This is a genomic window from Terriglobus roseus (assembly GCF_900105625.1).
Taxonomy (GTDB): Bacteria; Acidobacteriota; Terriglobia; order Terriglobales; family Acidobacteriaceae; genus Terriglobus; species Terriglobus roseus_B.
In genome coordinates this window covers 143,636-157,256 of record NZ_FNSD01000001.1, presented here as the reverse complement: position 1 = coordinate 157,256, position 13,621 = coordinate 143,636, and the positions used below count along the sequence as shown (strand labels likewise).

The window sequence follows — 13,621 nt, the reverse complement described above, 5'->3', positions numbered from 1 at the left end:
AATTCGCAGCATCCACGCAGGTTCGCAGGCTGCATCGCTTCTGCTGAGGGATCCGTCTAATCAGAATGCAGGAACAAGACTTCAGATCGGGTACGCCGGCGGCAACCACCGCACCTGCGAGCCCCGCACAGCCGCGCTTTGGTCGCCTGGACCTCGGTCTGGACCGTGTCCGTGCGGCAGTGACCACGGCAAAGGATTGGCTGCTGGGCCAGCAGCACGCAGACGGCTACTGGTGTGGCGAACTTGAGGCCGATGTCATGCTGGAGGCGGATTACATCTTCCTCCACACCCTGCTCGGTACAGGCGATCCCGGCAAATTGCAGCGCGCAGTCAACGAGATTCTGCGGCATCAGAATACCGATGGCGGATGGAGCCTTTACCCGGGTGGACCGTCCAACATCAACTACGGTGTCAAGGCGTACCACGCGCTGAAGCTGATGGGCTGGTCCCAGGACGACCCTGTGCTCGTGAAAGCCCGTGAATGGGTTTTGGCCAACGGCGGCGTGGTCGAGTGCAACACTTTCACGAAGATTTACCTGTGTGCCTTTGGGCAGTACGACTATGACGCTGTGCCGGCTATTCCGCCGGAGATCGTTCTTGCGCCAAATTGGTTCTACTTCAACATCTACGAGATTTCGTCCTGGTCACGCGGCATCCTTGTGCCGTTGTCGATCATTTACGCGAAGAAGCCCCTGAAGCTACTGCCGCCTGAGCAGGGCATTGACGAACTGTTCGTCGGCGGTCGTGCGAACGCGGATCTTCATCTGCGATGGGACAAGAAGTTTTTCTCCTGGCGTAACTTCTTCCTCTTCCTCGATCGAATGGTGCATGGAGCGGAGCGTGTCCACATTCGACCGCTACGCAAGAAGGCTCTGAAGAAGGCGGAGGAGTGGATGCTGGAGCGATTCGAAGGATCGGATGGCCTTGGTGCCATCTACCCGGCCATGCTCAACGCCATCGTCGCTCTGCGGCATCTGGGCTACTCGCTGGACGATCCCCAGATGATTCGCGCCATGGACGAGTTTGAGAAGCTGGGCATCGATTGCCCGGAAGGAACGCCGGAGTACCCGGTGCCAACCTTCCGCATGCAGCCGTGCTTTTCGCCCGTTTGGGATACAGCGCAGGTCGTCTCTTCACTCGGTGAGGCAGGCATCTCGCCCACTGACCCCGTCATGGTCAAAGCTGCTGACTGGCTCCTGAGCAAGGAGAATCGACACAAGGGTGATTGGGCGCAGAAGGTCAAGAACGTTGAGCCCGGCGGATGGGCGTTTTTCTTCAATAACATTCACTACCCCGATGTAGACGACACGGGCGAGGTTCTGCTCGCGTTGAAGATGGTGGATCATCCCCAGGAACAGCGTCAGCACGATGCTGCGCAACGCGCCATCAACTGGGTCTTCGCCATGCAATGCCGCAACGGCGGATGGGCGTCGTTCGATCGCGACAACACGAAGATGATCTTCCAGTACATCCCGTTTGCAGATCACAACGCGATGCTGGATCCGCCGACGGTCGATATCACAGGTCGCATCCTTGAGACGCTGGCTGCCTATGGCTACACGCGCCGCGATAAGCGTGTAGAGGCCGCGGTACAGTTCATCCTGCGCGAGCAGGAGTCCGACGGTTCCTGGTTCGGCCGCTGGGGTGTCAATTACCTGTACGGCACGTTCCTTGTTCTGCGTGGCCTCGAGGCGATCGGCTTCGATACCAACGAGCCTCAGGTGCAGCAGTCTGTTGAGTGGGTACGGTCCGTGCAGAATAACGATGGCGGATGGGGCGAAACCTGCGGTACCTACGACAATCCCGGATCGCGCGGAGTCGGTCCTTCGACGCCATCGCAGACAGCGTGGGCTTTGTTGGCACTGCTCGCTGGTGGCGACACGCGGTCTGATTCGGTTGCGAAGGGCGTTCGCTGGCTGGTGGATCGCCAGGCTGAGGATGGTTCGTGGAGTGAATTGGTACCGGGACGTAATGGCGAGAGCTACTACACCGGCACAGGGTTCCCGCGTGTGTTCTATCTGGGGTACCACCTGTATAAGCAGTACTTCCCGTTGCTGGCGCTGACGACCTACGATAAGGCCATGTCACGCGGCGACGCTTAGACGTTAATTCTTGAATTTGCGGCGCATCTGCGCGGCATGCGTGTAAAGCACGCTGGAGGTAAAGCGAATGGCAGTTCCAGTTTCGCAAGCTTGGACCGTGGCAACCTACGTCCTGAAGCAGAAGATGATGGGCAAGAAGCGGTACCCGCTGGTGTTAATGCTGGAGCCGTTGTTCCGCTGCAATCTGGCATGTGCCGGCTGCGGCAAGATCCAGTACCCGGCCCACATTCTGAAGGCTGAGCTGACGCCCGAAGAGTGCTTCAAGGCGGTCGACGAGTGCGGAACGCCCATGGTCGCCATCCCCGGCGGTGAGCCATTGCTGCATCCGCGTATGCCGGAAATTGTCTCCGGATTGGTCGCGCGCAAGAAGTACGTCTACATGTGCACGAACGCTTTGCTGCTGAAGGAAAAGCTGCACCTGTTCAAGCCGTCGAAGTACCTGTCGTTCTCCGTCCATGTGGACGGTGAGCGCGAGCATCACGACTTCGGTGTCTGCCGTGAAGGTGGATATGACATCGCGATGGAAGGCGTTCATGCCGCTGTCGCAGCAGGCTTCCGCGTCACGACGAATACGACGCTCTTCGATGGTGCAGATCCGAACTCTGTTCGCCGCCACTTCGATCAGCTGATGGAAGCCGGCGTCGAGAGCATGATGGTGTCGCCCGGTTACACCTACGACAAGGCTCCTGACCAGAAGCACTTCCTCGGCCGCGCCCGTTCGCGAAAGCTCTTCCGCGCTCTGCTTTCGAACCGCAAGAAGACCTGGCGCTTCAATGCTTCGCCCATGTTCATGGAATTCCTGATGGGCAAGAAGGAACTGACGTGCACCCCCTGGGGCATGCCGACGTACTCCATCTTCGGATGGCAGAAGCCTTGCTACCTGCTGCAGGATGGCTATGCGGACTCGTTCGCGGAGCTGATGCAGGAGGTCGAGTGGGCCAACTATGGCACTGAGAGCGGCAATCCGCGTTGCGCGAACTGCATGGTGCACTCGGGCTATGAGGCCAGCGGCGTCAACTACACCTTTGGCTCCGTTAAGGGACTGCTGCAGACCGCGAAGGCGATCTTCTTCAATACCTACAAGGACGACGGCGCAAACAAGATTTTGAACGACTGGCGCCCGACGAACCACGGCCAACTGGTGCAGATCGGCTCGGGAATTCTATCGCCTGAAGCTGAGCGCGTGAACCACGCCGAATCGCTGGTGGCGGGAGACTAAGTATGGCTACTGACCAGCAGGAACACCTGAAGATTGAAGAGTTGCAGACAGCCTCTCCTGACCAGCTTGAAGTGATGGCAGGCCGTGAGCGCGAGAACCTTGAGGGTTGGATCCCGGAGCTTGCAACCGAGGCTGAAACCCGCGATGCGCTCGAGAAGGCATTCGACTATCGCGGTGATGTGACGCTGACGCTTCGCTCCGGCGAAGTCGTCGAGGGTTACATCTACGACCGCCGCGAGGGAAAGACGCTTCTTGATTCGATGGTTCGTCTTATGCCCTCGAAGGGGGAGGACCGTTCTCGCCGCAGCATTCCCTACGGCGAGATTGCCGCAGTGAACTTCAGCGGTCGTGATACGGCTGCCGGCAGAACGTTTGACGCCTGGGTGAAGAAGTACTGGGAGAAAAAGGCAGCCGGCGAAAAGAACATTCAGATTGAGCCGGAGAAGCTGGACTAGTCCGTGCAGATCAAGGTGCAGGACTGCGGCTGCATCGCGCTACCTGACGAACTGACGAAGAGCCTGGCCGCTGGGCCGGGCTCTATCTTTGAAGCGACACAGGATGGAGATGGGCGACTCGTTCTGATGAGGGTCACTCCGCCGGTGAACGAAGCTGAACTTGCACCGAAAGCAGCGTGTTCAATCTCATGAAGGTCTTTCTTACAGGTGCGACTGGATTCGTGGGAAGCCATGTCGCGCGTGCCTATAGCGATGGTGGCGCCGAGCTACGGCTGCTGACACGTTCCTCCAGTAATTTGGCCTCGCTCGAGGGCACTGTTGGCGAGACGGTCGTGGGTGACCTCCGGGATGTTTCCACGCTGCGGTCGGCGCTAACGGGCTGTGATGCGCTTGTGCATGTCGCGGCGGACTATCGCCTATGGGTGCCGGATCCTGCTGATATGTACCAGGCAAATGTCGAAGGCACGCGCGAGCTGCTCAAGCTGGCGCGTGAGGTTGGCGTGCCACGCGTGGTCTACACCTCGAGTGTCGCGACGATGGGCTTCACGAAGTCGCACATCATCGTCGACGAGACAACACCAGTCAGCGAAGCCGATATGATCGGCCACTACAAGCGGTCGAAGTGGCTTGCCGAACAGGAAGCGATTGCCGCCGCTCGTGCCGGCCAACACGTGATGATCCTGAATCCGACGACGCCGATTGGTGCGCAGGATCGCAAGCCAACGCCGACAGGTCGCATCGTCGTCGACTTCCTCAACAGGAACTTTCCTGCGTATGTTGATACCGGCTTGAACCTCGTTGATGTGGCAGAGATCGCGCGCATGCATGTCGTTGCGCTAAATCGTGGCACACCCGGCGATCGGTACATCCTCGGCGGTGAGAACCTCACCTTAAAGGAGATCCTCGATCGCATGGCTGCGATCAGTGGCCTGCCTTCTCCGAAGCACAAGGTCCCGCACAGCGTTGCCATGGCCTTTGCGTTCTTCGATGAGACCATCACCGGCAAGCTCCGTGGCAAAGAACCTCGCGCAACCGTGGAAGCCGTACGCATGGGCCGCAAAATGATGTTCGCCTCGTCCGCAAAGGCGGAGAGAGAACTCGGATTCGCTGTGAAGCCGGTTGAAACCGCGTTGCGGTCCGCAATGGAGTGGTTCGTTGCGAATGGCTATGCTCCCGCCTATGAGGCCACCGCATGATGAACGATGCCATCGTGATCATCGCGGCTATGCCCGGCGAGTTGAAGCCCCTGGTTCGTAGCTGGGCTGCGCTGGAGACAAAGGACGGCGTCGACGGCTGGCAACATCCCAACGGTCCCATCATGGCCTTTGCAGGTGGCATGGGGGCGAACGCAGCGATGCGCTCTTTCGCACGCGCACGACAAGTGTGTGAACCGATGCAAGTGCTCTCGGTCGGCTGGGCTGGCGCGCTAAGGGAGGAGCTTGCACCGGGCGCCATTATCCGGCCAAGCATGGTGCGCGATTTAAACACTGGTGAAATGCTGCCAGCAAACGGATCAGGTGGCTTGTTGCTGACTTCCTCGCGGGTCGCGGTGCGTGAAGAGAAGCATCGCCTGGCAGGAACCTACGCGGGTTCTGTTGCGGTGGACATGGAAGCTTCGACGCTCGCGCGACTGGCGCAGGCGAATGGCCTGGGCTTTCGGGCCCTCAAGGCGATCAGCGATACCCTTGAGGAGGACCTCCCGGACATGAATCCGTTCGTGACCGCGGCAGGACGGTTTGCAACGACACGCTTCATCGCACACGTTGCCACCAAGCCGAAGTACTGGAGTTCGCTTGCGCAATTCGGCAAGCAGGCGAGTCTGGCCGCCGCCAATCTTTGCGCAGCCATCGCCGATGACATTGGAATTGAACGACCGAAGTAAGGAAAGACCGATGAGTGTTACCGCAGAGACAGAGAGCAAGATCCCAAACGAGCAGCGCGCTGCCGTCTATCGCGCCGTAAACGACGTGCGCGTGGAGACCGTGACCGTCCCGGGCATCGGCCCGGGTGAAGTGCTGATGAAGATCGACACCTGCGGCATCTGCGGCACGGACCTTAAGAAGATCCATACCGGCTCGCACTCCGCGCCGCGAATCTTCGGGCATGAGATGGCGGGCACCATCGTGCAGGTCGGCGAAGATCTCGAAGGCTTCGCCGTCGGCGACCGCGTCATGAGCTTCCACCACATCCCCTGCGGCGAGTGCTACTACTGCCGCAAGCAGACCTTCGCGCAGTGCGAGACCTACAAGAAGGTCGGCGCAACCGCGGGCTTCGGGGAACCCTCCGGTGGGGGCTTCGCGGAGTACATTCGCGTCATGGACTGGATCGTCCGCAAGGGGTTGATCAAGCTGCCGGACGATATTCCATTCGAGCAGGCGGCGTGGATCGAGCCAGTGAATACCTGCTACAAGGCCATCGAACTCCTCGAACTGAAAGACGACGAAACGGTCCTCGTCATCGGCCAGGGTCCCATCGGCATCCTGCTGGCGGCGCTCGCCAAGCGCAAGACGCCGCATGTGCTTACGAGCGATCTCTACGCGGAACGTCACGCCGTTGCAGCGGGCTACGGCCTTGATCATCCGCTGGATGCCAACGCCGACGTCGTTGCGGAGTGCAAACGTGTCACCGAGGGCCGGGGAGCAGACGTGGCGCTGCTCGCCGTTGGCGCGAACAGCCTGATCACGCTCGCCATGAATGCGATTCGGCCCGGTGGCCGCGTCTGCCTGTTCGCGCAGACGCAGCATGGCGAAGCGCCCTTCGATCCAGCAGCCGTCTGCATGGATGAGAAGACGCTGATGGGTTCGTACTCATCCTCCGTCGCCATTCAGGACGAGGCGATCGAGCTTGTCTTCAGCGGCTATCGCGATGGCAGCTTCGATCTGACAAAGCTGATCTCGCACCGCTTCTCACTGGAAGACGCCGTAAAGGGCATCGACCTTGCGTCGCACCCCGTAGCCAACTCCATGAAGATCGTCATCCAGCCCTAGAAGGCAGACATCATGCGCGGCCTGCTGCTCTACAATCCGCAGTCGGGTCGCAATCGGTCCTCGCGTGAACTAACGGTATCGCAGATCGCTGCGCTACTGCGCGGGTACGGCTATGACCTCACAGTCAGTGCAACGACGCATCGCAGTAGTGCAGATGCGCAGGTCCGATCTGCCATTGCAGACGGCGCGGAAGTCATCTTCGCCTGCGGCGGTGATGGCACCGTGCACGACGTACTACAGGGCGTTGTCGGCACATCTGCAAAGCTGGCCGTCATTCCACTCGGCAGCGCAAACGCTCTCTGCCGCGAGCTTTCGATTCCACCCGATCCACTGCGAGCCGCCGCCGCCTACGCGGCAACACACGAGCGGACTACAGCCGTTGGCCGATGCGTCACAACGGACGGCAAACGCTACTTCCTGACGATGGCTGGCGCTGGTCCTGACGGCGCCTTGATGTACCGGATGCTTACGGTGGACCGAAGTCATGCGGGACGATGGTCTTACCTGTGGCACGCTGTTCGGCTACTCTTGCGCGGACGCTTCCATCACTTCACGGTGCGATGGAAGACTGCGGACGGAACAAGGGGAGCATCTCAGGCGGTAAGCGCGATGGCGCTGCGCATCGGCAACTTGGGCGGCATCTTCCCCGGTGTCGCACGGGGAGCCACGTTGAACGATAAGACGATGCGTCTTGTCCTGGTGAAATCGCCGGCGCTGCTCGCCATGCCGTTCTGGTTCCTGTCGGCATGGCTGCGCTTGGAACGTTGGAATCCACTCACCAGCAAGCTCGACGTCACCTCGTTCACCTGTGATGGAGCAGAAGGAAAAACGTATGTACAAGCGGATGGCGAGTGGATTGGCAGCCTTCCCGCCACGATGGATCTTTTGCCAGCGCGTACGGTTTCGTTCCTGCTGCCCGCGTCCTTGAAGGCGCGCGTTTGAGGATTTAGTCTCGATGACGCTTTTTGATCTCAACGTTCAGGCGCTTAATCTTCTGGTTTAGCGTGCTGAGCGGGATGCGCAGGAACTCTGCGGCTTCTGTCTGATTCCAGTTGCAGCGCTCCAGGCGGTCGGCCAGGATGCGGCGCTCGATCTCTTCCATGATGTCGAAGAGAGATGCGTCGGTCTTGTGGTCAAGAACGGCTGCGGTGTACACCGTGCCACTGAGTTGTTGTGGCAGCAACTCCAGCGTGATGGTGGGGCCGCCGGAGAGCACGACGCCGCGCTCCATCGCATTCTCCAGTTCGCGGACGTTGCCGGGCCAGTCGTAGTCCAGCATGGCGCGCAGAGCATCAGGAGCCAGCGTGCGAAGTTCGAAGCCGTTCTCCTCGCTGTAATGGCGGAGGAAGTGCGCCGCCAGCAGGGGCACATCTTCTTTGCGCTGACGCAGTGCGGGCAGGTCCAGCGTGATGACCGAGAGACGATAGAACAGGTCTTCGCGGAAGCGGCCGTCGCGTACGGCGGTCTGAAGATTGACGTTGGTAGCGGCGACGATGCGGACATCAACCGCGATCTCAGCCGTGCCACCCACCGGCATAAAGCGGCGCTCTTGTAGCGCGCGGAGTACCTTGGCTTGGGTCTCGATGGGCATGGTGCCAATCTCGTCCAGGAAAAGTGTGCCGCCATCGGCTACTTCGAAGAGGCCCTTCTTTGCGGCAACAGCAGAAGTAAACGCACCCTTCACGTGGCCGAAGAGAGTTGATTCCAGCAGGTCGGTCGGTACGGCGCCTGTGTTGATGGCGACGAAAGGCTTGTCGCGGCGCGGGCTGGCTGTATGAATCGCCTTGGCGATCAACTCCTTACCGGTACCACTCTCGCCCTGAATCAGGACGGTGGTCTTCGCCGGCGCCACTTGGGCGACCGTGTCCAGCAGCTTTCCCATGATGTCGGACTTGCCGATGATGTTGTCAAAGCTGTAGCGCTGCTTGAGCGTCTTGCGAAGCTGAACGACTTCCTGCTGCGACCGGTGCTTCGCGATGGCGGTACGCATGTCCGCCAGCAGCTTTTCGTTGTCCCAGGGTTTCTGGACGAAGTTGTCTGCGCCCGCGCGGAGTGCATCAACGACGTTGCCGACTGTCCCGAAGGCCGTAATCATGATGACCGGCAGCTCCGGCCGCATGCGCTTGATGCGCGGCAGCAGGTCGATGCCGCTCTCACCGGGCATGGACAGGTCTAACAGGAGCAGGTCGTACTCGTTGGTCGAAAGTTTTTCGAGGCCGCTGGTGCCCTCCGTGGCCAGATCGACGGTGAAGCCTTCCAGGGTGAGCAGCGCCTCGAGTGAGTCGCGGATGCCGGCTTCGTCGTCGATGATGAGAATGCGTGCGCCCAGTGCGGATACGTTGTCGGGTGTTGCCTCAGGCATTCACAGTCCTTGCTTCGCTGGTATCGGTCGCCGCGACAGCCGACGGTTCGCGCTGTGCGCTCGGGTCGTCCTTGGGCGATGGCTCAATGGGGAAGTCGAGCGTGAACGTGGTGCCCACGCCGACGGTGCTCTCCACCGCGATACGGCCATTATGCTCCTGCACGATGCCATAAGAAACTGACAGGCCCAGACCCGTGCCTTTGTGCTGACCCTGACGCGGCGCATTCTTTGTCGTGAAGAAGGGGTCGTAGATGCGGTGCAGATGCTCTGGATCGATGCCGGAACCGGTATCGGTGACGCGCAGCGTCACGTCGTGCCCGTTGTCAAAAGTGACCAGGCGGAGGGTACCGCCACCGCCGTCGTTCATGGCATCCTTCGCATTCAGCAACAGATTCAGGATCACCTGCTGCAACTTGCCCTGGCTGCCATAGATGCGCGGCAGCGGAAGCTGCAGATCTGCGTCAACCGTGACACGCGCCGTGCGGAGCTGGTGATCGATGAGCGTCAGCGTCTCGCGCAGGACTGCATTCAGATCGAGCGATGCGAAGACCGTCGAACTGGTCCGCGAGAAGTTCAACAGGCCATTCACGATCTCAGACGCGCGGAAGGTCTGCTGCGTGATCTTCTCAAGGATCGGAGTCAGGCGAACGTCATCGCGCGTGTGCTTCTGCAGCATCTGTGCGTAGGAGGAGATGACCGCCAGCGGCGTATTCACCTCATGCGCCACGCCCGCCGCGAGCAGACCGATGGAGGAGAGCTTCTCGGCCTGTGTGAGCTGGCCTTCCAGGCGCGTCCGGTCCGTGATGTCTTCCATCATGACGATGGAACCAACGGAGACGAAATCGCGCGTCAGCAGTGGAGCGATGGCAATATTTGCCGTGCGGCTCTCGCCGGTGCGCAGGTCAAGCCGCACCTTGGAGAGGTGGTGCGTTCCAGGCTGATTGTGCGCCTCGAAGAAGGGCTCGAGAAAGGTCTCCGGGAAGAGCTCCGCGACATTACGGCCAATGGCGTCTGCGCGTGGCAGCGCATACATCACTTCCATCTCGGCGTTCCAGCTTTCCACGGCATTGTTGAGGTCCAGCGTGAAGATGCCAACCTTGATCGACTCGACGATGTTCTCGTTGAATTCCTTCAGGCGTTCGAATTCCGTGATCTGCTGCTCAAGCCGCGAGAAGAGCTGCGCGTTCTGAATGGCGATGCCGATGTAGCCGGCAAGTGAGCTCAGCAACTCCATGTCTTCCGACGAGAGGAAGTCGCCTTCTTGCGTCCGGCCCAGGCCGATGACAGCGATGGTGCGCGACGCATGGCCTTGTCGCGATACGCGGCACGGCAGATAGTAGTTCAGGTCCAGCAGCGATGCCATCCGCTGTTCAGCAGGCTCCAGGTGGAGCAACTGCTGCGGATTCTCGAAGAAGATGTGGTCCTGCGAGAGCAGGCCAAAGTTCAGGAACGAGTTCCGCGAGGTCTGTGTCGGTAGATCGACAAGGATGTTATCCGGCAGGCCATGAGATGCGACGAGCGAGAAGTCGCGACCGGTCCCTTCGTCGGACGCGACGAAGACTGCAACACGTGAAACCAGCAACGTCTGAGAAAGGCGCTCAACGATCGACTGCGAGAGTGTCGGCAGGTCCGTCTGGGATGAGAGGCCCCGGCTGAATTCGATCAGGGTTTCACGGTAGTCGTAGCGCTTGCGATCAAAAACTCGATCGACGCGGGCCTGGATAGCAGCCTTGATCGGCTCGAAGATCAGCGCGGTGGCGACAATACCCGCAAGGAGACCCCATATCCTAAGGCTGGGCAACCGCGTGTGAACGACTTCGGCCGATAGAGCGACCACGCCAAAGTAAACGCCGATGAGCGCCGCCGTCGCCAGCGTGTAGGTAACACCACGCTTGAAGATCAGGTCTGTGTCCATCAGCCGGTAACGAACGATGGCCCATGCGAAGGTCAGCGGCAGGAAGATCAGCGCGAAGCCGGCGATGCGGGCGAGCGTCAGGGGGACATCGGCATCTGCCAGATATGGGATGGCATAGAGCGCGGTGAAGGGAATGACTGAGAGTTGCGTGCCGCGTGTCAGCCACTTCAATTGTTGACGCTCAAGAGGTTTGTCCGCAGCGCGGTAACGGAACCAGAAGACAACGGCCGCGATCACATAGAAGAGCGCCAGGTAGCCTACGCCGATCTGATCCAGCCGATGCTTCAGGCGCTCGGTGGCGGACCAGCGGGTAATCGCTGCGATCTGGAGGCCGAAGACAACGGCACCCGGGACGTACAGGATCGCGACCAGCGCCTTGCGACGCAGCGACTGTGCCACCTCTCCGAACGAAACGGCGAAGTGCAGAAAGAGTGCAGGCTGCAATGCACCCGCGGCAAGCACGCCCCAGTAACAGATCCAGTCCAGCGTATCGAAGACGCCGGTGTATCGGAAGCTATAGAGCACGCCGGACACCAGACAGAAGACGTAGAAGTGCATCGCCTTCGGCGCCGTCCAGCGTCGCAGCAGAACGTACATCCCGATGGCGAGATACGCCAACGCGATCAGCCGCAGACCCTGGTTACGACTGCGGTCCGTTGGCTCAAGAATGACCGGAACGTCAAGCGGCGCCCTGCCGCGCATCAGCGAATAGTTGATGTGGCCCCAGGTGCCGGTATGGCCCATCTCGCGCTGCAGAGCGGCGGCTACTCGTGTGTCGCGCTTATTGGCGGTTACGAGGAGATCGCCTTCACGAACGCCAGCGCGGTGGGCAGGCGAGTTTGCCGGAACACGTTCCGCGAGCAGTCCACCAGAGCCCTCGATCCACCAGACGCCATCCGTCGGCGCTTCGTAGGAGCTCTCCTGAAGGAAGTTGGCGATGCCCAAAGCGCAGACCAGCAACGTCACTATCGCCAACACGATGGCGGTCACGCGGGTTTGTAGCGCCTTGCCCATTCCTCTGGTCTTGTCTCCGGTAACGAGCCGCGGAGTGCGGCCACGTTACCCGTATAGTGCACGTTAAAGGCCAATCAGTTGCGGCGATCAACGCCACCGATATGCACTGTTTGTAGTGGAAATGGCTTGTTCGTACTTAATCATCATACCGGTGACCGGAACGCCGGCAACTTCTATGTTTTCCCATAGAAGTGACTGCAAAAGCTTGTAGATCACTGCACTTCCGTTGTCGCCAATCGACCTCGGCGAGAAGAGAATAGGTGCAAAATCCTTGACCCGCTGAAGCGTTTGCGATGAACTCAAAGGCTACATGAGACGGTTCGGACAAAGCGCAGCTGCACAGGCCATCCTTCGTCGCGACAGCGAATACCTGTTGCCCGTTTACGCACGCTTCCCGGTTGTAATGGAGCGTGGTGAGGGGGTGTACCTTTTCGATGGTTCGGGAAACAGGTACCTGGACATGATGGCCGGTCTGGGCGTCAACGCCCTTGGGCACGCCCATCCCCGCATGGTGCAGGCCACGGCCGACCAGGCAGCGAAACTTGTCCACCTGTCTCCGCAATACTGCACGCCGTATGCGGGCGAACTCGCGGAGCGGTTGTGCAGTTTGTCTGGCATGGCGGGTGCTTTCTATTCGACAGGCGGCTCGGAAGCGGTCGAAGGGGCGCTGAAGCTTGCGCGCGCCTTTGGCAAAGAAAATTTCCATCCGGGCAAGATGCGGGTGGTCTCTTTACTAGGCAGCTACCACGGCCGCACCTATGGCTCGCTCTCGGTGACGGGACAGGCGAAGTATCGCGATGACTTTGAGCCCGGACTGCCGGGGGTGGACTTCGCGCCGCGTGAAGACATTGAAGCGCTGCGCGCGATGGTCAGCGACGACACCTGCGCCATCCTTCTAGAGACCGTGCTTGGTGAGGGCGGCGTCTACGAACTCTCTCGCGACTTTTTGCAGGAGGCGCGCCGCCTTGCGGACAAGCACCATGCACTGCTGATTCTGGACGAGATCCAGTGCGGGTTGGGCCGGACCGGTAAGTGGTTTGCGTACGAGCATTCCGGTGTTAAACCCGACGTCTTGATCCTGGGCAAGCCTCTGGGCGGCGGGCTGCCGCTCTCCGCACTCCTGGTGAACGCCGATCTTTTCCACGTCCTGGGCCTTGGAAAGCACGGCAGTACGCTTGGCGGAAGCCCATTGGCATGCCGTCTTGGACTGGAGTTTCTCGACGTCGTTGAGGATGAGAGGCTGCTGGACCGGGTGACAGATACGGGACTTTACTTAAAGCAGCGTCTGCAGGCGCTCGCGGCTTCAAGCGACATCGCCGTCGAGGCGCGTGGTGTCGGCCTGCTTCAGGCGCTTGAACTGACGCTCCCGGGACGTCCCATGGCCGAGGAGGCGCTACGTCAAGGGCTGATGCTCAACTTTGTACAAGGGAGCGTCATGCGTTTCCTGCCGGCGTTCCTGCTCGAGCGCTCCCATGTCAATGCCGCCATGGGAATCCTGGAACCACTGATGGAGCGGGCCGCTGAGACGATTCAACGCGAGGTGCTGGTCGCCGCTCGTTAGTGCTTT

Annotated in this window: 10 protein-coding genes; 8 read left to right on the top strand and 2 right to left on the bottom strand. The window is 60.2% G+C overall.

Annotation, left to right across the window (positions count from 1 at the left end):
• Window positions 1-65: 65 nt before the first annotated feature.
• The 7 genes from shc (at window position 66) to BLW03_RS00645 (ending at window position 7,705) form a co-directional block, all read left to right on the top strand.
• On the top strand, window positions 66-2,102 hold the full coding sequence (shc, locus tag BLW03_RS00680; protein ID WP_074651884.1) for a squalene--hopene cyclase: 2,037 nt from the start codon (window positions 66-68) through the stop codon (window positions 2,100-2,102).
• 67 nt (window positions 2,103-2,169) lie between these two features.
• Window positions 2,170-3,321, top strand: coding sequence for an adenosyl-hopene transferase HpnH (gene hpnH, locus BLW03_RS00675; RefSeq protein ID WP_074651883.1), 1,152 nt, complete (start codon window positions 2,170-2,172; stop codon window positions 3,319-3,321).
• 2 nt (window positions 3,322-3,323) lie between these two features.
• Complete coding sequence (locus BLW03_RS00670) at window positions 3,324-3,776, top strand: hypothetical protein (protein ID WP_074651882.1); 453 nt, start codon at window positions 3,324-3,326, stop codon at window positions 3,774-3,776.
• Between the two features lie 188 nt (window positions 3,777-3,964).
• Entirely contained in the window at window positions 3,965-4,972 is a 1,008-nt protein-coding gene (hpnA, locus tag BLW03_RS00660) for a hopanoid-associated sugar epimerase (RefSeq protein ID WP_074651880.1), read from the top strand.
• Window positions 4,969-5,658: a phosphorylase family protein gene (locus tag BLW03_RS00655; protein WP_074651879.1), complete on the top strand. Its 690-nt coding sequence runs from the start codon at window positions 4,969-4,971 to the stop codon at window positions 5,656-5,658. Before hpnA ends, BLW03_RS00655 begins: the two co-directional genes overlap by 4 nt.
• Window positions 5,659-5,668: 10 nt before the next feature.
• A complete protein-coding gene (locus BLW03_RS00650) occupies window positions 5,669-6,763 on the top strand; it encodes a zinc-dependent dehydrogenase (protein ID WP_074651878.1) in 1,095 nt (364 codons plus the stop codon).
• Window positions 6,764-6,775: 12 nt separating this feature from the next.
• Window positions 6,776-7,705, top strand: a complete 930-nt coding sequence (locus BLW03_RS00645) for a diacylglycerol/lipid kinase family protein (RefSeq protein ID WP_074651877.1) — start codon at window positions 6,776-6,778, stop codon at window positions 7,703-7,705.
• A 4-nt stretch (window positions 7,706-7,709) separates the two neighbouring features.
• On the opposite strand, the gene BLW03_RS00640 is transcribed toward BLW03_RS00645, so the two are convergent.
• Together BLW03_RS00640 and BLW03_RS00635 are read right to left on the bottom strand one after the other, a co-directional pair.
• Complete coding sequence (locus BLW03_RS00640) at window positions 7,710-9,125, bottom strand: sigma-54-dependent transcriptional regulator (protein WP_074651876.1); 1,416 nt, start codon at window positions 9,123-9,125, stop codon at window positions 7,710-7,712.
• Window positions 9,118-12,054, bottom strand: a complete 2,937-nt coding sequence (locus BLW03_RS00635; protein ID WP_074651875.1) for a GAF domain-containing sensor histidine kinase — start codon at window positions 12,052-12,054, stop codon at window positions 9,118-9,120. Before BLW03_RS00635 ends, BLW03_RS00640 begins: the two co-directional genes overlap by 8 nt.
• A gap of 310 nt (window positions 12,055-12,364) precedes the next feature.
• Between BLW03_RS00635 and BLW03_RS00630 the strand changes: the two genes are divergently transcribed.
• Window positions 12,365-13,615 (top strand): aspartate aminotransferase family protein, encoded by a 1,251-nt coding sequence (locus BLW03_RS00630; protein ID WP_074651874.1) that lies wholly within the window; start codon window positions 12,365-12,367, stop codon window positions 13,613-13,615.
• Window positions 13,616-13,621 lie beyond the last annotated feature (6 nt).